The sequence below is a fragment of the Streptomyces sp. NPDC002701 genome (genome assembly GCF_042889045.1).
Taxonomy (GTDB): domain Bacteria; phylum Actinomycetota; class Actinomycetes; order Streptomycetales; family Streptomycetaceae; genus Streptomyces.
Genome location: NZ_JBIAQL010000002.1, coordinates 145,489 through 165,725 on the forward strand (window position 1 = coordinate 145,489; position 20,237 = coordinate 165,725).

Annotated in this window: 15 protein-coding genes and 1 pseudogene; 8 read left to right on the top strand and 8 right to left on the bottom strand. The window is 72.8% G+C overall.

Features of this window, described 5'->3' with window-relative positions:
- Window positions 1-22: 22 nt before the first annotated feature.
- A complete protein-coding gene (locus ACFYXC_RS05065; RefSeq protein ID WP_389547078.1) occupies window positions 23-268 on the bottom strand; it encodes a hypothetical protein in 246 nt (81 codons plus the stop codon).
- Between the two features lie 299 nt (window positions 269-567).
- Here ACFYXC_RS05065 and ACFYXC_RS05070 point away from each other — a divergent pair, with 299 nt between their 5' ends.
- Window positions 568-903: a CU044_2847 family protein gene (locus ACFYXC_RS05070; protein WP_389547081.1), complete on the top strand. Its 336-nt coding sequence runs from the start codon at window positions 568-570 to the stop codon at window positions 901-903.
- Window positions 904-911: 8 nt separating this feature from the next.
- Here ACFYXC_RS05070 and ACFYXC_RS05075 read toward each other — a convergent pair whose 3' ends face one another.
- Complete coding sequence (locus ACFYXC_RS05075; protein WP_389547083.1) at window positions 912-2,315, bottom strand: Gfo/Idh/MocA family protein; 1,404 nt, start codon at window positions 2,313-2,315, stop codon at window positions 912-914.
- Window positions 2,316-2,366: 51 nt separating this feature from the next.
- Between ACFYXC_RS05075 and ACFYXC_RS05080 the strand changes: the two genes are divergently transcribed.
- The 4 genes from ACFYXC_RS05080 to ACFYXC_RS05095 all read left to right on the top strand — a co-directional run bounded on the left by ACFYXC_RS05080 (window position 2,367) and on the right by ACFYXC_RS05095 (window position 5,517).
- Window positions 2,367-2,666: a hypothetical protein gene (locus tag ACFYXC_RS05080; protein ID WP_389547086.1), complete on the top strand. Its 300-nt coding sequence runs from the start codon at window positions 2,367-2,369 to the stop codon at window positions 2,664-2,666.
- A 205-nt stretch (window positions 2,667-2,871) separates the two neighbouring features.
- A complete protein-coding gene (locus ACFYXC_RS05085) occupies window positions 2,872-3,645 on the top strand; it encodes a hypothetical protein (RefSeq protein WP_389547088.1) in 774 nt (257 codons plus the stop codon).
- A gap of 138 nt (window positions 3,646-3,783) precedes the next feature.
- Window positions 3,784-4,506: a sigma-70 family RNA polymerase sigma factor gene (locus ACFYXC_RS05090; RefSeq protein ID WP_389547089.1), complete on the top strand. Its 723-nt coding sequence runs from the start codon at window positions 3,784-3,786 to the stop codon at window positions 4,504-4,506.
- Window positions 4,507-4,659: 153 nt separating this feature from the next.
- Complete coding sequence (locus ACFYXC_RS05095; protein ID WP_389547091.1) at window positions 4,660-5,517, top strand: PRC and DUF2382 domain-containing protein; 858 nt, start codon at window positions 4,660-4,662, stop codon at window positions 5,515-5,517.
- Window positions 5,518-5,591: 74 nt separating this feature from the next.
- Here the strand turns inward: ACFYXC_RS05095 and ACFYXC_RS05100 are convergent.
- The 5 genes and pseudogenes from ACFYXC_RS05100 to ACFYXC_RS05120 form a co-directional block, all read right to left on the bottom strand.
- Window positions 5,592-5,776: pseudogene (locus ACFYXC_RS05100) on the bottom strand (CorA family divalent cation transporter); the annotation flags it as partial.
- Window positions 5,777-6,154: 378 nt separating this feature from the next.
- Complete coding sequence (locus ACFYXC_RS05105; protein ID WP_389547094.1) at window positions 6,155-6,961, bottom strand: thioesterase II family protein; 807 nt, start codon at window positions 6,959-6,961, stop codon at window positions 6,155-6,157.
- Window positions 6,958-7,866: an acyl-CoA dehydrogenase family protein gene (locus tag ACFYXC_RS05110; protein ID WP_389547097.1), complete on the bottom strand. Its 909-nt coding sequence runs from the start codon at window positions 7,864-7,866 to the stop codon at window positions 6,958-6,960. Before ACFYXC_RS05110 ends, ACFYXC_RS05105 begins: the two co-directional genes overlap by 4 nt.
- On the bottom strand, window positions 7,863-9,053 hold the full coding sequence (locus ACFYXC_RS05115; RefSeq protein ID WP_389547100.1) for an acyl-CoA dehydrogenase family protein: 1,191 nt from the start codon (window positions 9,051-9,053) through the stop codon (window positions 7,863-7,865). Before ACFYXC_RS05115 ends, ACFYXC_RS05110 begins: the two co-directional genes overlap by 4 nt.
- Window positions 9,050-13,219: an amino acid adenylation domain-containing protein gene (locus tag ACFYXC_RS05120; protein ID WP_389547103.1), complete on the bottom strand. Its 4,170-nt coding sequence runs from the start codon at window positions 13,217-13,219 to the stop codon at window positions 9,050-9,052. The genes ACFYXC_RS05115 and ACFYXC_RS05120 overlap by 4 nt, the downstream gene beginning before the upstream one ends.
- 190 nt (window positions 13,220-13,409) lie before the next feature.
- Between ACFYXC_RS05120 and ACFYXC_RS05125 the strand changes: the two genes are divergently transcribed.
- Window positions 13,410-14,717, top strand: coding sequence for an MFS transporter (locus tag ACFYXC_RS05125; protein WP_389547106.1), 1,308 nt, complete (start codon window positions 13,410-13,412; stop codon window positions 14,715-14,717).
- Between the two features lie 191 nt (window positions 14,718-14,908).
- On the opposite strand, the gene ACFYXC_RS05130 is transcribed toward ACFYXC_RS05125, so the two are convergent.
- Window positions 14,909-15,655, bottom strand: a complete 747-nt coding sequence (locus tag ACFYXC_RS05130) for a sulfotransferase family protein (RefSeq protein WP_389547108.1) — start codon at window positions 15,653-15,655, stop codon at window positions 14,909-14,911.
- Between the two features lie 239 nt (window positions 15,656-15,894).
- Here ACFYXC_RS05130 and ACFYXC_RS05135 point away from each other — a divergent pair, with 239 nt between their 5' ends.
- Both ACFYXC_RS05135 and ACFYXC_RS05140 read left to right on the top strand, forming a co-directional pair.
- Complete coding sequence (locus ACFYXC_RS05135) at window positions 15,895-16,671, top strand: thioesterase II family protein (protein WP_389547111.1); 777 nt, start codon at window positions 15,895-15,897, stop codon at window positions 16,669-16,671.
- Between the two features lie 49 nt (window positions 16,672-16,720).
- Window positions 16,721-20,212 carry an amino acid adenylation domain-containing protein gene (locus ACFYXC_RS05140; RefSeq protein WP_389547114.1) on the top strand — a complete coding sequence of 1,164 codons (3,492 nt, stop codon included), beginning with the start codon at window positions 16,721-16,723 and terminating at the stop codon, window positions 20,210-20,212.
- Window positions 20,213-20,237: the final 25 nt, after the last annotated feature.

Consider the following 20,237-nt stretch of genomic DNA (forward strand, 5'->3'; position numbering starts at 1 on the left):
ACCCTGAGCGGGCTGGCGCCGGTCATGGTTGCGGACTTACCTCCGAGGACACCTGGCGGCGGGCATATGCGGACATCTCCTCGCTCTGGCTGTCGCCCAGCAGAGGGCCGAACGCGTCATTTGCCGACTCGCGTACGGCACGCAGTGCCTGGCGAAGTGCCGGGTCGTCGCTCTCGGCGAGCTCGGCGAACGACAGAGGAGAAAGATCGAGCAGCCTGGAGGGGAACACACGGTCGCGGTCCGGCATTTCAGCAACCTCGGCTGTCACGAGTACGGGGCACGGCGGATACTTTCTGCGCTGGGGGCGGCCCGGCGAACCCGGCCCGACACGTCAAAGAGCAGCACCGCCCGCAGTTGGTCGGGCCCGCCGTGGACGGTGTCTGGGCGGCCAGGGTAGCGCCAAGCTCAGCCGATACTGGAAACGCCCACGCGTGGATGGGGCGAAGTCGGTACACACCGAGAGATCAGGCGGCGACTTCTGTCAGTTGGATACGCCTGCTGGGGCCTTTTCCTGCAGGATGGACGATCGGTACGGTCGTGGGGGGACTGCCAAGGGGGAGAGCCGTCGTGGAGCTGACGCGATTCACCACTGAGGACGGCGTGGAAGTGATCGTCGAGACGGGTGACGACGAACCGGCGATCATTCCTGTCGCACGGGGTGCGGACGGTATCGCCGACGCCGCGGCAACACTCGACAGCGGCCTCGACCGCATCACCGCGGTCGCCGGCTCGGCCGTTCGGCGGCTGAGAGCCATGGCCCAACGGCCGGACGAGATCACGGTGGAGCTGGGCGTCCGGCTGAGCGCCTCGGTGGGTGCTGTCATCGCTAGGTCGGACTCGGAGGGGCACCTCACCGTCACGTTGGTCTGGAGATCAGGGAAGGCGGACGGCCCAGCCTCCTGACCCCCGTCTCAGACATCCAACAGCTCCTGAACCCGAACCGGCCGCCCCGTCGCGAACGACTCGTTGGCCGCGAGGCCCGTCGCCAGTGACTTCGCGCCGTCGTGTGCGTCCGCCGCCCGGCCCAGCGGGTCCGGGGTGGAGGGGTGAGAGCCGAACAGGTCCCGCAGCATCCGTACGTCCCCGCCCCCGTGCCCGCCCTCGCCGCGCTCCACCGTCACCTCGCGCGGCCGCTCCCAGTGCCGGCGCAGCAGGATCTCGGTGCGGCCCGCCCTCTCGTCCGCTTCGTCGTCCGCCCCGTCGTCCGCTTCGGCGCCGTGCATCACCGGGTTCGCGCCGTCCGCTCGTACCTCGGGCCGCAGCCACGTCGACTCCTCGACGAGCAGTTCGAGGCGCCCCTCGCTCCCGTTGAAGGCGATGCGGTAGCCCTCCCAGGGGGCGTAGGCGGTGAGATGGTAGGTCAGGGACGCCCCGGACGCGTACCGCACGAGCACCGCCATGTCGTCCTCGATGGTCACGCCGGGCCCGAACACGTTCTGGTCCCGGTGGTAGCCGTCCTCCCCCTCGGCGTCCAGATAGAGCGCGCTCAGCACGGGCGAGTCCGCCAGGTGTACGGCGAAGGGGTCCCCCTGTGCGGCGGGGGAGCCGTGGGCGCGGGCGTAGGGCCGGGCCAGACCGCGCCGACGTCCGGCCTCGTCGCCGTAGAAGAAGAGGCCGCCCTGCGCGAAGACCGTCTCCGGTGCGCTGCCCAGCCACCAGTTCACCAGGTCGAAGTGGTGGGTCGCCTTGTGGACCATCAGGCCGCCGGAGTTGGCCTTCTCGCGGTGCCAGCGCCGGAAATAGTCCGCGCCGTGCCGCAGGTCGAGCAACCACTCGAAGTGCACCGAGCCGACCTCACCGATGCCACCGGCCGCGAGGAGCTCCCGTACGGCCGAATGCACCGGGTTGTAGCGGTAGTTGAAGGCCACCCGCACCTCGCGGCCGGCGCGTCGCCGGGCGTCCAGGATGCGGCGGGCCCGCCCCGCGTCGGTGGTCATCGGCTTCTCCGTGACCACGTCGCAGCCCGCCTCCAGCGCGCGCACGATGTAGTCGTCATGGGTCCGGTCGACACTGCACACCACGACGAGGTCCACCCGTTCGCGCCGCAGCATCAGGTCGAAGTCCCCGGCGGCGTACGCCGGCACGGGTTCGCGGCCGGGACGGCCGGCCGCCAGCCAGCCGTTGTGGACGGCCATCCGGTGCGCGTTGACGTCGCAGAAACCCACCAGGTCGACGCGGTCCGCGTACGGGCCGGCCAGCGCCTGGGTGAACAGCCGGGCCCGGGCGCCCAGGCCCACCACGGCACAGCGCCGACGCGCACCGGGACCGGCGCCGGGGCGGGCTGCCGAACCGGTGCACGGGTCTAGTTCTGACATCAGGACCTTCCCTAGGGTCGAACAGGGGGTGGTGGAAGGGCTTTTCAGCGAATGAGGCGACCCATTCATGCCCGGAAACAGGACAGCGAAGTCCTGGCCCCGTGTCGCCGTGGCCACGGCCGTGCTGGTCTCCTGCTCGGTGCTCGCCGGCTGCTGGGGGCCGGACTGCCCGGCGCCCCGCTGTTCGCGGTCGTCGCGGCGGCGATCGGCGCGTACGCGGCCGTCGTCGCCTTGCGCGCCTGTGCGCACCCCGAGTCGCTGACCGACTGGCGGACCGCGGCGGCTGTGCTGTGCGCGTGGACGCTGCTGCCGATGGCGGTCTGGCACCGGGGCCGCCGGCGCTCGCGCTGACGCGGTGGACGTATGGATGCCGACGGGCGCCCGCCGCCCATGGGTTCGCCGGAGGGGCACCCATGGGGAGGTCGGCCCGGAGGGGTGCGGGGTTCCGGGCCGGACCTGTGTTCTGGATCACGCGACCCGTGTTGAGCGTGGGGCGGGGGTAATTCCCGTACCTCACCACGACGTACGCGGGACGAATGCGAGGATGAGGCCCGTCATGACTGCTGGGTGGGGCGTTCGCGCAGTGCGGGCCGCGGTGTTCGCGGTCGTCTGTGTGCTGCTCGCCGCCCTCGGGCACGTGATGATGTCCGGCTCCCCGGTGGCCTGGTGGACGATGGCTGCGGGGATCGTGACGACGGGTGTCGCGGGCTGGTGTCTGGCCGGCCGGGAGCGCGGACTGCCACTGATCGTCTCGGTGGTGGTCGTCGCCCAGGGCCTGCTCCACACCTCGTTCTCCCTCGCGCAGTCGGCGAGTGGGCCGGTGGCCTCGGGACAGGGCGAAGGCCGGGGTACGGGCTCGGCGCACGGGTATGCCATGCACACGACGGACACCACGGCCATGGGGCACACGGGTCCTGGACACATGAGCTCCGGACACATGGGTCTCGGCCACATGGGCTCCGGGCACATGGATGCCAGTCACGTGGACGCCGGTCACATGGATGCCGGACACATGGGTTCGGGGCTGCTGGGCCACGCGGACCATGCCATGGACGGCACGTCCTCACTCGGCATGATCGCCGCCCACCTCCTCGCCGCACTGCTGTGCGGTCTGTGGCTGGCGCACGGCGAGCGCGCCGCCTTCCGCATCCTGCGCGCGGTGGCCGGACGGCTCGCCGCCCCTCTGCGGCTGCTGCTCGCGCTGCCGACACCCGCACACCGCCCGCGCCTGCACGTGCGCCGCGAGTCGTCCGACCGGTCGCCCAGGCGGCTGCTTCTCGTCCACGCCATCACTTCTCGGGGTCCGCCCGCGGGGACCGCTGCCAGCTGAGACAGCCGGATCCCCGAGGTGCCGCCACGCGCGCCTCGGGCCTCGGCCGTACCTCCGCGTACGGCCGTCCCCCCTCGCCGGACCGCCGCGCGTACGCGCCCTCGGTCCGGACCACGGATGACCCGAGAAGGACACCTGGTGATCACTCCTGCTCCACCCGTTCCCGGCCGCCCCCGTCACCCGGGCGACACGGCGGTATCCGTCGACGAGTCGATAACCGCCTGGGCGCTGGCCGCCCGGTCCGGCGACCCGGACGCCGTCGAGAGGTTCGTACGGGCCCTGCACCGTGACGTCGTGCGCTATGTCGCGTACCTCTCGGCCGACCCGCAGGCCGCCGACGACCTGGCCCAGGACACGTTCCTGCGGGCGCTCGGCAGCCTGCACCGCTTCGAGGGCCGTTGCTCGGCCCGCACATGGCTGCTGGCCATCGCACGCCGCGCGGTGGTCGACAGCCTCCGGTACGCCGCGGCCCGGCCGCGCCTGTCCGACGTACCGGACTGGCGGCTGGCCGTCGAGCGGGCGCAGCCGAGCGGCCTGCCGGGCTTCGACGACGGGGTCGCACTCCTCGACCTGCTGGCCGCGCTGCCCTACGAACGCCGTGAGGCGTTCGTCCTCACGCAGCTGGTGGGCCTGCCCTACGCGGAGGCGGCCGAGCTCAGCGGCTGCCCCGTCGGTACGGTCCGCTCCCGGGTCGCCCGCGCCCGGGCGACACTCATGGCCCTGCTCGCCGAGACCGAGACCGTCACTGGGACAGAGACCGGCGCGGCGGCCGGGACCGGTGCGGCAGCCGGGACCGTGGCGGCCCCCGGCGGTGCTGCCCCGCCGGTCGGGAGCGGCGCCCCCGCCGCACTCGCGGCCTGAGGGATGGGGTGCCGGCGCCGGCCGTCGGCACCCCTTTGTCCGGTGCGCCCGCTGGTCACGGCGTTCGTGAGTTTTGTCGTCTTCAGTGTGTTTCGTCACCCTTATGGCGGTGACTCGGACGGGACACCGGACTCAGAAGGAGGGTGCTGAAGCATGATCACCCAGGAGCAGATCCCGGCCGTACTGGAACACCCCGTGTACGACGCCGAGGGCAGCAAGATCGGGGACGCGAACCACGTCTTTTTCGACGATGCGACCGGTCGCCCGGAATGGGTCAGCATCAAGACCGGCTTCTTCGGCACCAGCGAGTCGTTCGTGCCGATCAGGGACGCGGTCATGGTCGAGGACCACCTCGAGGTCCCCTACCCCAAGGGCAAGGTCAAGGACGCACCCAACGTCGACGTCGACAGCGGCGGCCATCTGTCCGAGTCGGAGGAGGTCCGGCTCTACGAGTACTACGGCATGGCCTGGGACGACGCCTGGCAGCAGGCCAACCAGCCCGGCGGGGACGGCTGGGCCCACACCGGCACCACGGGGACCGCAGGCGCGGCCGGGACCACCGGCACGGACACCGGCATGGACAGGGGCACGGGTACGCCCATGGACACGCGGGGCACCGAGGACGGGGCGATGACCCGGTCCGAGGAGCACATGCACGTCGGCGCCGAGCGGTACGAGACGGGGCGCGCCCGGCTGCGCAAGTACGTGGTGACGGAGGAGGTCCAGCAGACAGTGCCCCTGCGCCACGAGGAGGTACGCCTCGAACGGGAGCCCATCACGGAGGCGAACCGGGGCGACGCGCTGACCGGCCCCGAGATCACCGAGGCGGAGCACGAGGTCACCCTGCACGCCGAGCGCCCCGTGGTGCAGACCGAGGCGGTGCCGGTGGAGCGGGTGCGGATGAGCACCGAGGAAGTGGTCGACGAGGAGACCGTCACCGGCGAGGTCCGCAAGGAACGGATCGCGGCCGAGGGCGTGGAGGACGACGAGGAGGGCCGCCCGCGCCCGTGACGCACGCCAGGCGGCCACGTGGTTGCGCCCGCCCCGCCCGGGGCGGGCGTCGCGCGCGATGCGAGTGTCTAAGGTCAGTCCCGGCGTTTGCAGATGACGTACAGCGTCGTGCAGACGATGCCCAGAAGGCGATCGCGAAGGGGTGGCCGAGGCGCCAGTCCAGCTCCGGTATGTGGGTGAAGTTCATGCCGTGGATGGTGCGGACCAGGACGGGGGCGAACAGGATCGCAGCCCAGGACGAGATCTTCTTGGAGTCGTCTGCCGAGCCGCAGATTCTCCTCAGGTAGGGCCGTTGGACGACCAGCGCTGACCGTGATTTCGACTGCTTGTCGCTTGGGGGCCCGGTCACATCCCGTGATCGGTGGCACCGTGAGTGATGCCGGTGCGCAGCCGAAAGGGCTGTGACAGCGCGCGCAGGACGCGGGTGCCAGTCCCGGAGAACTGCCAAAGCGGGACGGATCTGCCACACCGTCGTCGGCGGCCAGGGCCTTGGTCGGCTCAGCACGTGCGATCACCCGACGCACCAACGCTGCCTCGGCTGAACCGAGTTCACCTCCGTGTCGCCGAGAACGAACTGAACGTCCGAACCCTCCCTCGGTGACGCCGACACCATGCCTGTTCAGCGGAGACTCAGCGATCATGACCGGAACGACAACAGCTTCCAGGCGCGGTGCGGAGTGGTCTCTGTGGTCGCCTCGGTCAGGAGGGTTCTCAGTTCCGTGGTGACCTCGGTGTGGCGGGGGACCAGGTAGAAGTGGCCGCCCGGGTGGAGGGAGAGGGCGAAGGGGCCCTCGGTCGTGGTGGACCAGGCTCGGGCGTCCTGTGGGGGGACGCGCGGGTCGGCGGTGCCGGTCATGGCGGTCACCGGGCAGGTGAGCGTGGGGCCCGGGGTGTGGCGGTGGGATTCCACGGCCCGGAAGTCGGCGCGCAGGGCGGGGAGCGCCATGCGGAGGATGCCGTCGTCCTCCAGGGGAGGGGCGTCGGTGCCGTTGAGGCGGGAGACCTCGGCCAGGATCGCCGCGTCGCCCAGGTGGTGGAAGGACGGTCCCGGCGGCAGGTGGGGGCCGCGGCGGGCGGAGACGACGAGGTGGGCCGGGGGGCGGCCCGCGGCTTCCAGACGGCGGGCCAGTTCAAAGGAGACGGCGGCGCCCATGCTGTGGCCGAAGAGGGTGAGCGGCGTCGGATCCCCGGGGTCGAGCAGGCGGAAGAGGACGTCGGCCAGTTCCGTGAGGGACAGGGACGCGGGTTCCGCGCGCCGGTCCTGGCGGCCGGGGTACTGCACGGCCAGGACGTTCACGTCCGGCGCCAGTTCCTGGGCGAACGGCAGGTAGAAGCCGGCCGAGCCGCCCGCGTGCGGCAGGCAGAGCAGGCGGGGGGCGCCCGGGTGCGCGGGGCGGAACCGGCGGATCCAGAGGTCGTGTTCGGCGGTGGTGGTGGCTGTCATCGTGACAGTACGGATTCCGTGAGGGCGCGGCGGTAGAAGAGCTGCGCGTCGTCGTCGTCGAGAAGGCCGGACGCGCCGTGCAACTGGAGGACCTCTGTCGTGGTGTCCACGGCCAGTTCGCGCGCCAGGCCGAGGGCCTGGTCCGGGCGGTCCCCCCGGTAGAGCAGGCTGCGAACCGCTTCCAGCCTTGCCGACAGTGCCGCCAGACGGAACGCGGGGTGCTGGTGGGAGCCGAGCGTCGCCCCGAAGAGGATCCTCCGACGGGCATGCGTCACCCCCAGGTCCAGGGCGCCCCGGCACAGGCCCGTCAGGTACGCGGCCTGACGCGAGCGGGCTCGGGAGAGCAGGGCGGGTGCGTCGGTGAGCCTGCCCGTCGCCACCACGGGGATGCCGGGGTCAGTGGTGGTCACCGTGAAGAGGCTGCCTCTTCCGAGGTCCTGGTGCTCCGTCAGCCGTACGCCCGGATCGTCGAGTTCGACGAGGGAGAAACTCTCCCCCTCGACCGTCAGCAGCAGGTCCGCCTGGTCGGCGCAGCGGACGAAGCGGCGGTCGGGGCCGGCGAGCGCGACGGCCAGGTCGCCGTGCCGCAGCGCGTCGACGAGATCCTCCGTCTCCGGTGCCGGGGGCAGGGCCGCGAACGCGTCGAGCGCCGTCACCGTGTCGAGGTAGGGCCCGCGGTAGAGGGTCTCGCCCAGCAGTTCGGCGACCGGCAGGACGTCGTGCGTCTCGCTGATCGCGCCGGACTCGGCCAGCGTGGCCCACACCGCGGCCTGCGTCCCCGCCGCCTCCTCCGACAACGGCCGTTCGCCGAGCCTGCGGAGCACCGGCCGCAGTTCCGGGGAGGTGAAGAGTTCGGTGAGCGGGGAGAGCGGCGCTTCGGCCGCGCTCTCGTCGGTCAGGGTCACAGCAGCTCCAGGTGTGAGGTCGCGATGGCGCGCAGCATCACCTCGGACGTTCCCGAGGCGAGCGTCAGCGTCGGCGCGTAGCGCAGCGCCCGCTCGATCCTTCCGAGGTCCGGCGCGTCCGGATCCTGGTTGGTCAGCAGACCGTCCCGGCCCCGCAACTCCAGGCAGAACCTGGCCACTTCCCGGGCCTGCTCGGTCACGTACCACTTCGCCATGGCGGCGAGTACGGGATCGGTCCTGCCGGCGTCCAGTTCGGTGACCATCCGCCAGGCGAGGGCGTGCCCCGCCGCGAGGCGCGCGTCGAGCGCGGCGTACCGCTCCCGCAGCCCCTCGGGCACCGCGTCGGCCACCGAGTCGAGCCAGTGGCGGATCTTCGCGTGGAAGTCGATGCCCGTCCGTTCGAGGAGCAGCAGCTCGTTCATGAGCCGCCAGCCGTCGTCCACCTCGCCGACGACGTCCTCGCGCGTCAGCCGCACCCCGTCGATGGAGATCTCGCAGAACGCGTCGTCGGTGAGGTTCGGCAGCGTCCTGATCGTCACCCCCGGGGAGCGCAGCGGGAGCAGGAACAGTCCGATGCCGGGCATGGTCCCCGGCACCGTGACCGCCGCGCAGAGGGCGGTGTCCGCGAAGCCGGACTTCTGGTTGAAGACCTTCGTGCCGTACAGGCGCCAGGCGCCGTCGCCGTCGGGCTCGGCTCTCGTCGTCAACCGCCCGAGGTCCGACCCGGCCTGCGGTTCGGTGAAGAGCACCGTGGCGATCTGCTCACCCCGGGCCAGCGGCGGCAGCAGCCGCTCGCGCTGCGCGTCGGTGCCGCTGTCGAGGACGAAGCGCCCCACGATGTCCACGCTCAGCACGTGCGCGTCGTCCGGTACTCCGGCGAGGATCATCTCCTCGGTGACCACCGAGGACTCGTGGTGGCCGAGGCCGGCACCGCCGTACCGCGTGGGCCAGCTCGGCGCGAGCCAGCCGCGCTCGCCGAGCAGCCGGTACGTGGTCAGGAGGCCCGGCTCCTGACCGGGCGGGAAGCGCCGGACGCGGTCCACCTCCTCCTGGACCTCCGACGAGCGCAGCAGCGCCCGTACCTCCCTGCGGAAGGCGCGCCGCCCCGGGTGCGGACGGGTGTCGGGCACGTCCGTCGCCGGCAGGTGGGGGGTGATGCCGGCGGGGGGTGTGTTCGTCGTCGTCACGCGAAAGGCCCTTCGAGCAGTGTTCCCAGCTTCCGGGCCAGTTCCGCGACGTGCGGAGCCCGCATCATTCCGTAGTGGTCGCCGGATGCCCGGTGCCCGACCACCGGCCCGCTCGTCCAGGCCGCCCATGCCCCGGCCGACGCCTCCGGGGAGTCCTCGGCCAGCAGCACGTCGATCCGGCCGTCGTACGCCTGCGGGCGCCAGACCGCTCCCGTCGAGAGGATCGCGAGGAACACGTCCATGCGCCGCCGCAGCAGGTCGGTGGAGCCGGAGGGGACGAGCCCCGCGTCCACGAGCGCGGCGACGACCCGGTCGGACTGCGCCGTCTCGTCCAGTCCGGCCAGTTCCTCGGCCGACGGTCCCACGGCCTCGTGCCCCGCCGTGAGCGCGAGGTTCTCGGCGAACAGGGCGCGCAGCAGCGACGTGGCCGGCGCCTCCGCCAGTACGGGCGGCTCCTGCGTGTCGAGCAGCGCGAGCAGCGCGACCCGCGCGCCCCGCTCGCGCAGCTTCACCGCCGTCGCGTGGGCGAGGCCGCCGCCCACGGACCAGCCGACGAGGTGGTACGGGCCTTCCGGCGCGGTCGCCTGTACGGCGTCGGCGTAGGCATCCGCCATCTCGGCGACGGACCGGGGGAGCGGGCCGGAGTCGAGGCCCAGTGCCTCGATGCCGTAACACGGCACACCCGGCGGAAGGCCGCGGCAGAGCGCCGCGTACGACATCGACGAACCGCCGCTGGCGTGGAGGAAGAAGACCGGGGTGTGGCCGGGGGTTCCGGGACGCAAGGGGACGACGAGGCCGGCCGGGTCCGGATCGGTGGCCGGGGGCAGCCTGGTCGGCGTGAGCTCGGTCGAGGTGGGGCCCCCTGCCCCTTCGCGCGGCTCGGCGGCGGCCTCCTTGCCGGCCGCCGCCGGGACCTCGCTCTCGATGAGCTCCGAGAGCGCGGCCACGGTCGGTGCGCGGAAGAAGGCGCGCAGCTCCAGACTCACCCCCAGGGCCTCGCGGATCCGGGACGTGATCTGGGTGATCCGCAGCGAGTTCCCGCCCAGGGCGAAGAAGTCGTCCGTGACCCCGATGTCCGTGGTGCCGAGCACCCCGGCCCAGATCTCCGCGACACGCACCTCGGTCGGGGTGCGCGGCCCGATCCGCTCGGGGGCCACGGGACGGCCCGGATCGGGCAGCTTCGGGTGGTCGATCTTCCCGTTGGCGTTCAGCGGGAAGGCGTCGAGCGCGATGAACGCGGTGGGGATCATGCCGACCGGGAGCAGCGCGGTCAGCGCGTCGCGCAGCGCCGTCGCGTCCGGCTCGGTCCCGTCGTCGGTCACGAGGTACGCGACGAGGGCGCCGTTCCGCACGGTCACCAGCGCCTGCCGGATGCCGGGCCTGCGGGTGAGCGCCACCTCGATCTCGCCGGGCTCGATCCGAAGGCCGTTCAGCTTGATCTGACGGTCCGCCCGGCCGAGGAACGTGAGCACCCCGTCCTGGCGCCGGACCGCGAGGTCGCCCGTGCGGTAGACCCGGCTGCCGGGCGGACCGTAGGGGTCGGGCAGGAACTTCTCCGCCGTCAGCCCGGGGCGTCCGAGATAGCCCCGGGCCACGCCGGTGCCGCCCACGTAGAGCTCGCCGGGTACGCCGACGGGGGCCAGGTCGCCGCGGTCGTCCAGGAGGTACGCCCGGTAGCCCGGGAGCGGCAGACCGATCGGCGGCGGGCCGTCGAGCACGCCGGGTACGAGGTGGTCGATGCAGGCCACGGTCGCCTCGGTGGGGCCATAGGCGTTGTGGAACGTCCGGCCGGGGATGTTCCACCGGTTGACCAGGTCCCCGGGGTAGGGCTCCAGGCCCACGAAGAGGGCCCGCAGGTCGGGGAAGGCGTCCGCGTCGAGCTCGGCGAGGATCGACGGGGGCAGGTCGGTCACGGTGACCGCTTCCGCCTGCATCAGCTTCGTGAGCGTGCCGAAGTCGTGCAGCACCGTGACCGGCGCCTGGACGAGTGCCGCGCCGCTGGTGAGCGCCGAGAAGAAGTCGAAGACGCTGACGTCGAAGGCCGGGTTGGCGAACTGGAGGACCCGGTCGCCCTTCGCGAGGCCGAAGACGCCGACGATGCCCAGGATGAAGTCGACCGCCTGACGGTGCTCCACCACGACGCCCTTGGGACGGCCCGTCGAGCCCGAGGTGTAGATGACGTAGGCCGCGGAGGCCGGGTCGACCGGGTGGGTGGAGTGGGTGAGGCTTCGGGAATCGGGGGTGTCGGCGGTGTCGGAATCGGTGTCCTGTGCGTCCAGGAGTACCGGGGTCACCTGCGGGGGCAGCAGCTCCGCCACGCTCCGCACCGTCAGCACCGTGCGGCAGCCCGAGTCCTCCAGCAGCCAGGCGATCCGGTCCTTGGGGTAGCCGGGGTCGACCGGCAGGTAGGCCGCGCCCGACTTGAGCACCCCGAGGAGCGCCGCCGGGAGCTCCGGGCCCCTCGGCAGCAGCACGCCCACGATGTCGCCACGGGCCCCGCGCCGGGCGTCGAGCCGCCGGGCGATCCTGTCGGCGTGTGCGTCCAGTTCGCCGTACGAGACGGTGTCGCCCTCGAAGAGGGTCGCGGGTGCCTCGGGGTCGGCGGCGGCGCGCTCCTCGAACAGCTCGTGGAGCAGCCGGCCGCGCGCGTCCGGTGCGGCGGGGCCGGCGGCGTGGGCGAGAGCGAGGGCGCGCTGCCCGGAGCCGAGCAGGTCGATCCGGCTCAGCGGGATCGCGGGGTCCGCGCAGACCTGTTCGAGGATGGTGGCGTACTGGGCGAGCAGCCGCTCGATCCGGTCGGCGTCGAACAGGTCGGTGGCGTACTCGGCCCACAGGTCGAGTCCTTCCCCCGGGACCTCGGTCGCCTGGACGGCGAGGTCGAACCGGGAGGTGCCCTGCTCGGCCGGCTCGTGGGTCACCTGGAGCCCGCCCGCCTCACCCCGGTCGGGCGTCGCGTTCTGGAGGGTGAAGCAGACCTGGAAGAGGGGGTTGCGGCTGGCGTCCCGCTCGGGGTGGAGCTCCCGGACGAGCCGGTCGAAGCCGAGCTCCTGGTGGAGATGGGCGCCGAGGACGGTGTCCCGGGTCCGGGTGATCAACTCGCGGAACGCCGGGTCGCCCGCTGTACTCGTACGCAGCACCAGCGTGTTGGCGAAGAAGCCGATGAGCCGCTCGATGTCGGGGTGGGTCCGGCCGGAGAACACCGAGCCGACGACCACGTCCTTGGCGCCCGTGTAGCAGGTGAGCAGCGCGTTGAAGCCGGCCAGCAGGACGCTGAGCAGCGTCGCCCGCTCGGCGCGCGCCAGCTCCGAGAGCCGCGTGCGCAGCTCCTCGGGCAGGCGGAGCGTGGTGGTGGCCCCTCGGAAGCTCTGCTCGGCGGGGCGCGGCCGGTCGGTCGGAATGTCCAGGGCCGGCAGGTCGGCGAGCCGCTCGCGCCAGTACGCGAGCAGGCGCTCGGTCGCCCCGGCCGAGGCCCGGCCACGCTCCCAGCTCGCGAAGTCGGCGTACTGGACCGGCAGTTCGGGAAGATCGGGAGTGGTGCCCGTGATCGCCGCCGCGTAGCAGGCGGTCAGCTCGGCGACGAGGATCCCGGTCGACCAACCGTCGGTCGCGATGTGGTGGATGCACAGGACCAGCAGGTGGTCGTCGGCGGCGAGCCGGATCAGCCGGGCGCGCAGCACCGGGCCGGCGGCCAGGTCGAAGGTGTCGGTGGACACCTTCTCCGCCAGGGCGTGGGCGTCCCCCTCGGCGTCCGGCCGCCCCGTCAGATCGGTGACGGGCAGCGCCACCCGGTCCGGGGCCGGGTCGACGACCTGGTGGGGCACACCGTGCTCTTCGAGATAGCGGGTGCGCAGGATCTCGTGCCGGCCGACGACGCGGGTGAGCGCCGTCACCAGGTGCCCGTGGTCGAGCGGCCCGCGCAGGCGCAGTCCCAGCGGCGAGTTGTAGACGGGCAGGTCCGGCATCCACTTGTCGAGGAACCAGAGCCGCTGTCCCGCGAAGGACAGCGGCAGCGCCCGGTCGCGCGGCACGGTCGGCACGCGTGTCGCGGCGCCCCGGGGAGCGCCCAGCTCCTGGAGCAGACGCCTGGCCTCGGTGACCCCGCCGCCGGCCGCCCGGCCCTTGCGCGCGCGAGCCGGAATCGGCCCGCCGGCCTCGAACCTCGGCATGCGTCATCTCCTCCTGGCTGACTTCTGAACCTGACTTCGCACTGTGGTCCACCCGGTGCCGGACGGCTATCGGGACTTCTCCCGACTGTCTCGGCCCGGCGCGCACCACCTAGCGTGCGCGGCAGTTTCCCGAAGTGCGTGCGGGCGTGGAGGAGGTGGTCCACCGGTGTCGACCCGGCGACCGAGGTGGGTGGGTGCGCGACCGGCGCGAGAGGGCCACGATTTCAACCGCCTGTGGGCGGGTGACGCGGTCTCACAGGTCGGACAGCAGGTCACGCTCTTCGCCCTGCCCTACGCGGCGTTGACGGTACTGGACGCCTCCGGCGGCCAGGTCGGCCTGCTCCAGGCGCTGTACACGCTGCCCTTCCTGCTCGTCCCGCTGCCCGCCGGCGTATGGCTGGAGAACCGCACCAAACGGCCGGTGCTCATCTGGGCGGGTCTGCTCAGCGCCGTCCTCGTCCTCTCGGTTCCGGTCGCGAACATGTTCGGCGCTCTCGGGCTGGCGCACCTCTATGTGATCGCCCTGCTCGGCGGCGTCCTGACCGTCATCTCCGACATCGCGAAGACCTCCCTGGTGCCGCAGCTCGTGTGCGCCGACGAACTGGCATCGGCCAACAGCAAGCTGAACGCGGGACTCGCCGTCGGCGGCACCGCGGGGCCCGGGATCGCGGGCTGGCTGACCGGGCTCGTCGGAGCCCCGTACGCCCTCGTCATGGACGGACTCGCCTACCTCTGGGCCGCGTTGATGACGGGCCGGGTGCGGCACCGCGAACCGTCTCCCGAACCCGGGCGCCCCGCCCGCGACCTGCGCAAGGAGACGAAGGACGGACTGCGGACCGTCTTCGGTACGCCCCCGGTGCGCTACATCGCCCTGCACGCCGCCCTCAACAACGGCGGCGTCCAGCTGCTGAACGTCGCCCTCATCGTCCACCTCGTCCAGGACCGGGGGTACGGGAGCGGCGCCTACGGGCTCGTGCTCGTGTGCGGCGGGGTCGGTGCCGTCCTCGGCATCCTGGCCGCGCCCGCCCTCATCCGTACGTTCGGTCACGGGCCCGCCATGCTCGGCGCCCTCGCCGTGACGGTCAACGCGTACTGGATCGTTCCGGCGGTGGAAGGCTCGCGCACCCTCGTCGTCGCGTCCTGCGCGATCGCCGTCGCCGTCGTCTCGGCGGGTACGGGGATCGGCGGCGTGGTCGCCGTGACGGTACGTCAACTGCTCACCCCGGCCGAGCTGCACGCGCGGATGAACGCCAGCTACCGGATGGTCACCTTCGGGACCATCCCGCTGGGCGCGTTGCTCGGCGGGCTGCTGGTCGAGCGGATCGGCGCCCGGGGGACCCTCTGGATCGTGCCGTTCGTCCTCACCGCGGCCGTACTGCCCCTCGTGCCCCGGCCCGTGCGCACGCTCGGCAAGGAGCTCGTCGCGTCGAAGGAGCCGGGGGAACCGGGGGAGCCGGAGACTCCGGGGGCGGCCTCTGAGAAGGAGAAGGTGCTCTAGTGTGCTGCGCCTGAAGGTCCAGGTGAAGGGCCTGGCTGCCCGCTCTGCAGGACGAGGCGCCACCGCCCCGCCCGCCCGGCGCAGCAACTCGTCGCGCTCCTCGTCGGACAGCACCACTTCGACGGCACGCGGACCCCGGGACAGGAGAAGTGACCCCGGGGCCGGCTCGCCCCGGGGTCACCCTCGCCGGCTCACGCCGGGAGCACGCGGGCCTCGCGCAGGGTCTCGTAGAACGGCAGGTGGTGGCGGAGGTAGCCGGACAGGACCGGGTCGGTCTGCGGGGTCACGGCGTGGGCGCGCCGCTCGGCGTGGAAGCCGGCGGAGTTGCTGGCCTCCACGTGCCAGCGTGAGGTGCGCTGCCATTCGCCGCGCTCGCCGGGCTTCCAGCTCAGCGCGTCGGGGAGGAACGGGATCCCGACGGCGGCGCAGTAGGCGGCGATCAGGCCGGGGGAGTCCTGCATGAGGTCGGCCGAGTCGATGACGACCGGCGTCCGCGCGGACGCCTCGGCGACCGCCCGGTAGAGCTCGTGCTGCGTCTCGCCGCCGATCTGGTGGAGCCGCACCTCGGGGTTGAGGGCGTGGTAGGAAGCGATGGTCTCCCCGGGGTGGCGGATCATGAACGTGTGCGTGGCGTCCCGCCCGAGGAACTCCTCGTCCGCGAAAAGGGCCGGGTAGCGCTCGTCGGTCGTGTCCTTGAAGAAGACCGGCTTGTCCTGCGCCGACGTCCGTATGGCCGCGATCAGTTCCTCCTCCGACTCGACCTTCGTGCCCTCGATCTCGACACTGCCGAACTCGGCCAGGTTGGAGAAGGGCTCGTGCAGGACGCGGAAGTCGCCGCGCTCGGCCATCATCCGGAAGAACGCCGTGGAGCGACTGCGAGGCATGGCCCACAGCGCGATGATCCGAGGCTGGTCCTCCGCATCGTTTCTCGTGGTCACAGTGGTTCACGTCCCTTCGTGGTCGCCGTCACAGGGCCCGCAGTCTGGCACGGAACGGAGCCCTCCCCAAGGAATCCCGGCCCTCCGCCGGGTAGGGGAACTCCCCGACTGTTCGCCGCCCGTGAGCGGTGCGAGCCTCGAACCAACTTCGCGGTGCCCGGGTCGGAAGAGGCCCGGGGCCGGCGGGCCCGGCCCATGCGGAGCCCGGTTCAACTCGACGGGAAATGTGTGATGTTGCCATGAAGGCGCTACGGGTGTGGTCGAAGCCGGACGAGGTCCGGATGTGGCTGCTCTGCCTGCCGCCCGGCGGCGGCGGCGCGCGCCTGTTCAAGGACTGGGCCGACCTGCTGCCCCCGGGCCTCGGTGTCGCCGCGCTCGAACTGCCCGGTCGGGGAAGCCGACTCGGCGAGCCGCAGGCCACGAGCATGACCGAGGCCGTCGCGGAGTTCGCCGACGCCGTGGAGCCGATCCTCGAACGCCCGGTGATGCTCTTCGGGCACAGCATGGGTGCCGTCCTGTCGCTCGCCCTGGCCCGCGAACTGCGCTCCCGGCGCGGCTGGCGCCCGCTGGCCCTGGTCGCCGCCGCGAGCGAGCCGCCCGAGCGGCGGAACATCCCGGCGTCCCTGGCCGACGCCTCGTCCGACGCCTCGGACGAGGAGCTGACGACCTGGCTGCGCGGTCTCGGCGGCACCTCCGACGAACTGCTCGCCAGCCAGGAGTTCCTCGCCGAGATGCTGCCCGCGCTGCGCGCCGACCTCGCGCTCGTCGAGGGCGCCGAGTGGACCGGACAGCCGCCGCTCGACTGTCCGTTGCACGTCTACGTCGGCGAGCGGGACGCGGCGGTCGACGGGCCGGGAGCGGCGCGCGGCTGGGCCGTGCACACCACGCGTGAACAGCCGCCTCGCAGCTTCCCGGGCGGTCACTTCTTCGTACAGGAATCCGCCGATCTCGTCCTGGCCGCTCTGGCCGAAGACGCGAACACCGCGGTCGGGGGCCGGCTTCTGCGATCCCGGTGAGCGGTACGGGCGCACGGGGCGAGGTCGAAAGGGAGGAACAGGCATGGTCATGGCGGATACGTCCGAAGAGCGGGAAGACGTGCGTGCAGGCGATGTGAACGGCAGCGCGAGCGGAGTGGCGCGGGAGACGACGGGCGGACGGGGCGACGGCTCCCCGCTCGCGGGGCTTTCGGAGGAGCGCAGGGCGCTTCTCGTCCGGGAGCTCGCCCGCAGGAAGGCCCGGGAACTCCGGCCCCGGCCGTTGCCGCGCGAGGGCGCCGAGCCGCGTTTCCCGCTCTCGTACGCCCAGGAACGGCTCTGGTTCCTGGAGCAGGCGGACCCGGGATCGACCGCCTACGTGATGCCGGGCGCGCTGCGTCTGCGCGGCGCGCTGGACCCGGCCGCGCTCGGCGCCGCCCTGAACGAGATCGTGCGCCGGCACGAGGTGCTCCGGACGACCTTCCCCGAGGACGGCGGCCGCCCCGAGCAGCGCATCGGGCAGCCCCGGCCGGTGCCGCTGCCCGTCCTCGACGTGGCCGGTGAGGACGAGGTCGAGGCCGTGTTCCGGGCCGAGACCACCACGCCCTTCGACATCGCGTCCGACCTCATGGTCCGCGCGCGGCTGCTGCGGCTCGCCGACGACCACCACGTCCTCGTGCTCGGGCTCCACCACATCGCCGCCGACGGCTGGTCCCTCGGCGTCCTCCTCGGCGAACTCGGCGCGCTCTACGACGCCTTCCGGCGCGGTGTGCCCTCGCCGCTGCCCGAGCTGGGGACGCAGTACGCGGACTACGCGGTCTGGCAGCGGGAGTGGCTCGACGCCGGCCCGATGGACGCCCAGATCGCGTACTGGCGCGAGCGCCTCGACGGCGCCCCCGTCCTCGAACTGCCGGCGGACCTCGCGCCCGCGGCGACGCGCGGCTGGCACGGCGCGTCGCGGCCCTTCGACTTCCCGGCGGACCTGTGGCGGCGGGTGACCGCCTTCGCCGAGGAGCGCAGGACGACCCCGTACATGGTCCTGGTGGCGGCGTTCGCCGTCGTCCTCGCCCGGTGGAGCGGTCAGCGGGACATCGTGATCGGCTCGCCGCTGGCCGGCCGGGTCCACCCCGAACTGGAGCCGCTGGCGGGCTTCTTCGTCAACACGCTGCCGCTGCGCGTGGACGTACCGGAGACGGCGTCGTTCGCGGCGCTGCTCGCGGAGGTCAAGGAGACCTGCACCGGGGCATACGCCCATCAGGACGTCCCCTTCGGCAAGCTCGTCCAGGCCCTGCGGCCGGACCGCTCGCCCGGCCCCGTGCCGCTGGTGCAGGTCATGCTCGCGCTGCGCGATGTGCCGGGCGGTGCGCCCGCCCTGCCCGGGCTCGACGTGGAGGCCGTGGACCTGGCGGCGAACCAGGACGCGAGCAAGTTCGACCTCGTCCTCGACCTGGTCCCGCAGCCGGACGGACGGCTGGACGCCCGGGTGGAGTTCAGCACCGACCTCTTCGAGGTCTCCACCGCGGGCCGGATCGGCGACGCGTTCGTCCGGGTGGTCGAGGCCGCGCTGACGGGACCGGACCAGCGGGTCGACCGGCTTCCGCTGCTGTCGGCGGAGGAACGGGGCCACCTGCTCGGCGAGTTGTCCGGGGACGGCGCCGCGAGCGCCGCCGACACGGTCGGCGTCCTCCACACCCTCATCGAGGAGCAGGCGCGGATCAGGCCGGACGCCCCGGCGGTCGAGTGCGCCGGTACGGTCCTGAGCTACCGCGAGCTGAACGAGCGGGCCGACCGGCTCGCGCACCGGCTGCGCGCCCATGGCGCGGGACCGGAGCAGCTCGTCGGCGTCAGCCTTCCCCGGTCGGCCGACATGGTCGTCGCGCTCCTCGGCGTCTTCAAGGCGGGCGCCGGCTACATGCCCCTCGACCCCCACTACCCGCAGAGCCGCGTCGAGCTGATGCTCCGCGACTCGGGCGTCTCGCTCGTCGTCACCGACCGCACGGTGGCCGCCACCGGCCGACTGGACGTGAAGGCCGGCACGGGCAGCCCGGAAGGCTCGGGCGGTGCGGGCTCCGCGCCCGTCCTGGTCCTCGTGGACGACATCGGCGACGAGCCGGTCGAACCCCTGGACGTTCCGGTCCACGCGCGCACCCTGGCGTACGTCATCTACACCTCGGGCTCCACCGGCATGCCCAAGGGCTCGGCCAACGAGCACGGCGGAGTGGTGAACACCCTCGCCGGACTCAACCGGACCCTCGGTCTCGGACCGGACGACCGGATGCTGGCGATCTCCAGCCTCAACTACGACATGTCGGTGTACGAGATCCTCGGCAGCCTCCTCGCGGGCGCCTGCGTCGTCGTCCCGCCGGACGACCTGGAGGTCACCGACCCCGTCCAGCTGCGCCGACTGCTCATCGACGCCCGGGTCACCGCCTGGAGCTCGGCCCCGGCCCTGCTCGAGATGCTCGTCAACCACGTCCACGACGGGCCCGGTCTCGACGGAGCCGCGCTGCGCCTCGCCGTCCTCGGCGGCGACCGGCTTCCGCCGGCCCTCGCCGAGCGGCTCGGCGCCCTGCTGCCGGAGCTGCGGCTCTACAACCTCGCCGGCATGACCGAGGTGTCGTTCTGCTCGATGCACCACCTCGTGCGCCGGCCCGAGCCCGTCCCCGGCACCATCCCGTGGGGCCGCCCCCTGCCGAACCAGCGCGCGTACGTCCTCGACGCGCACGGCGAACCCGTCCCGGTCGGCGTGCGCGGGGAGCTTTTCCTCGGCGGCGCGGGCGTGCGGCGCGGATACTGGCGGCGCCCCGGCCTGTCGGCGCAGCGCTTCACCCCCGACCCGTTCGGCGCCGATCCCTCGGGCCGCCTCTACCGGACCGGCGACGCCGCCCGCTGGCGCGCCTCGGGCGACCTGGAGTTCCTGGGCCGGCTCGACCACCAGGTGAAGCTGCGCGGCCTGCGCATCGAGCCCGGTGAGATCGAGGCCGCGCTGACCTCCCACCCGGACGTCGAGCGCAGCGCCGTACTCCTGCGCGGCGAGGCCGCCGACCAGCGGCTCGTCGCCTACCTCACCGCCGGCGGCCCGCTGCCGCCGAGTATCGGCGAGCTCCGCCGGTACCTGCTCGACCGGCTCCCCGGGCACATGGTGCCCGCGGCGTTCGTCCTCATGGAGAAGTTCCCGCTCCAGCCGAGCGGCAAGCTCGACCGGACGGCCCTGCCCGACCCGGCCGTGAACCGGGCCGAGCTGTCCGCCGACTACGTCGAGCCCGCCGGGCCCCTGGAACAGGTGCTCGCCGTGATCTGGGCCGAGGTCCTCGAACTCGACCGTGTGGGCGCGACCGACGACTTCTTCGACCTCGGCGGGCACTCGCTGCTCGTCACGCAGGTCGTGTCCCGCATCCGCGACCTGTTCCGGGTCGACTTCCCGATCCGGAGCTTCCTGGTCGCGGGGACGGTGGGCGCGCTGGCGGGGCAGCTTCGCTCGGCCGCCGCCGAGGCCGGAACGGACGCGGACCGCACGGCGGACCTCGTCCTCCAAGTGAGCCGCATGGACGCGGACCAGGTGACCAGGAGGCTTGGCGAATGAGCCCGTCCGACGCTGCCGGGATTCG

Coding starts and splice junctions, on each gene's coding strand:
- ACFYXC_RS05075 (WP_389547083.1), bottom strand. CDS start 2,315: ATGTCAGAACTAGACCCGTGCACCGGTTCGGCAGCCCGCCCCGGCGCC.
- ACFYXC_RS05080 (WP_389547086.1), top strand. CDS start 2,367: ATGAGGCGACCCATTCATGCCCGGAAACAGGACAGCGAAGTCCTGGCC.
- ACFYXC_RS05085 (WP_389547088.1), top strand. CDS start 2,872: ATGACTGCTGGGTGGGGCGTTCGCGCAGTGCGGGCCGCGGTGTTCGCG.
- ACFYXC_RS05095 (WP_389547091.1), top strand. CDS start 4,660: ATGATCACCCAGGAGCAGATCCCGGCCGTACTGGAACACCCCGTGTAC.
- ACFYXC_RS05105 (WP_389547094.1), bottom strand. CDS start 6,961: ATGACAGCCACCACCACCGCCGAACACGACCTCTGGATCCGCCGGTTC.
- ACFYXC_RS05120 (WP_389547103.1), bottom strand. CDS start 13,219: ATGCCGAGGTTCGAGGCCGGCGGGCCGATTCCGGCTCGCGCGCGCAAG.
- ACFYXC_RS05135 (WP_389547111.1), top strand. CDS start 15,895: ATGAAGGCGCTACGGGTGTGGTCGAAGCCGGACGAGGTCCGGATGTGG.
- ACFYXC_RS05140 (WP_389547114.1), top strand. CDS start 16,721: ATGGCGGATACGTCCGAAGAGCGGGAAGACGTGCGTGCAGGCGATGTG.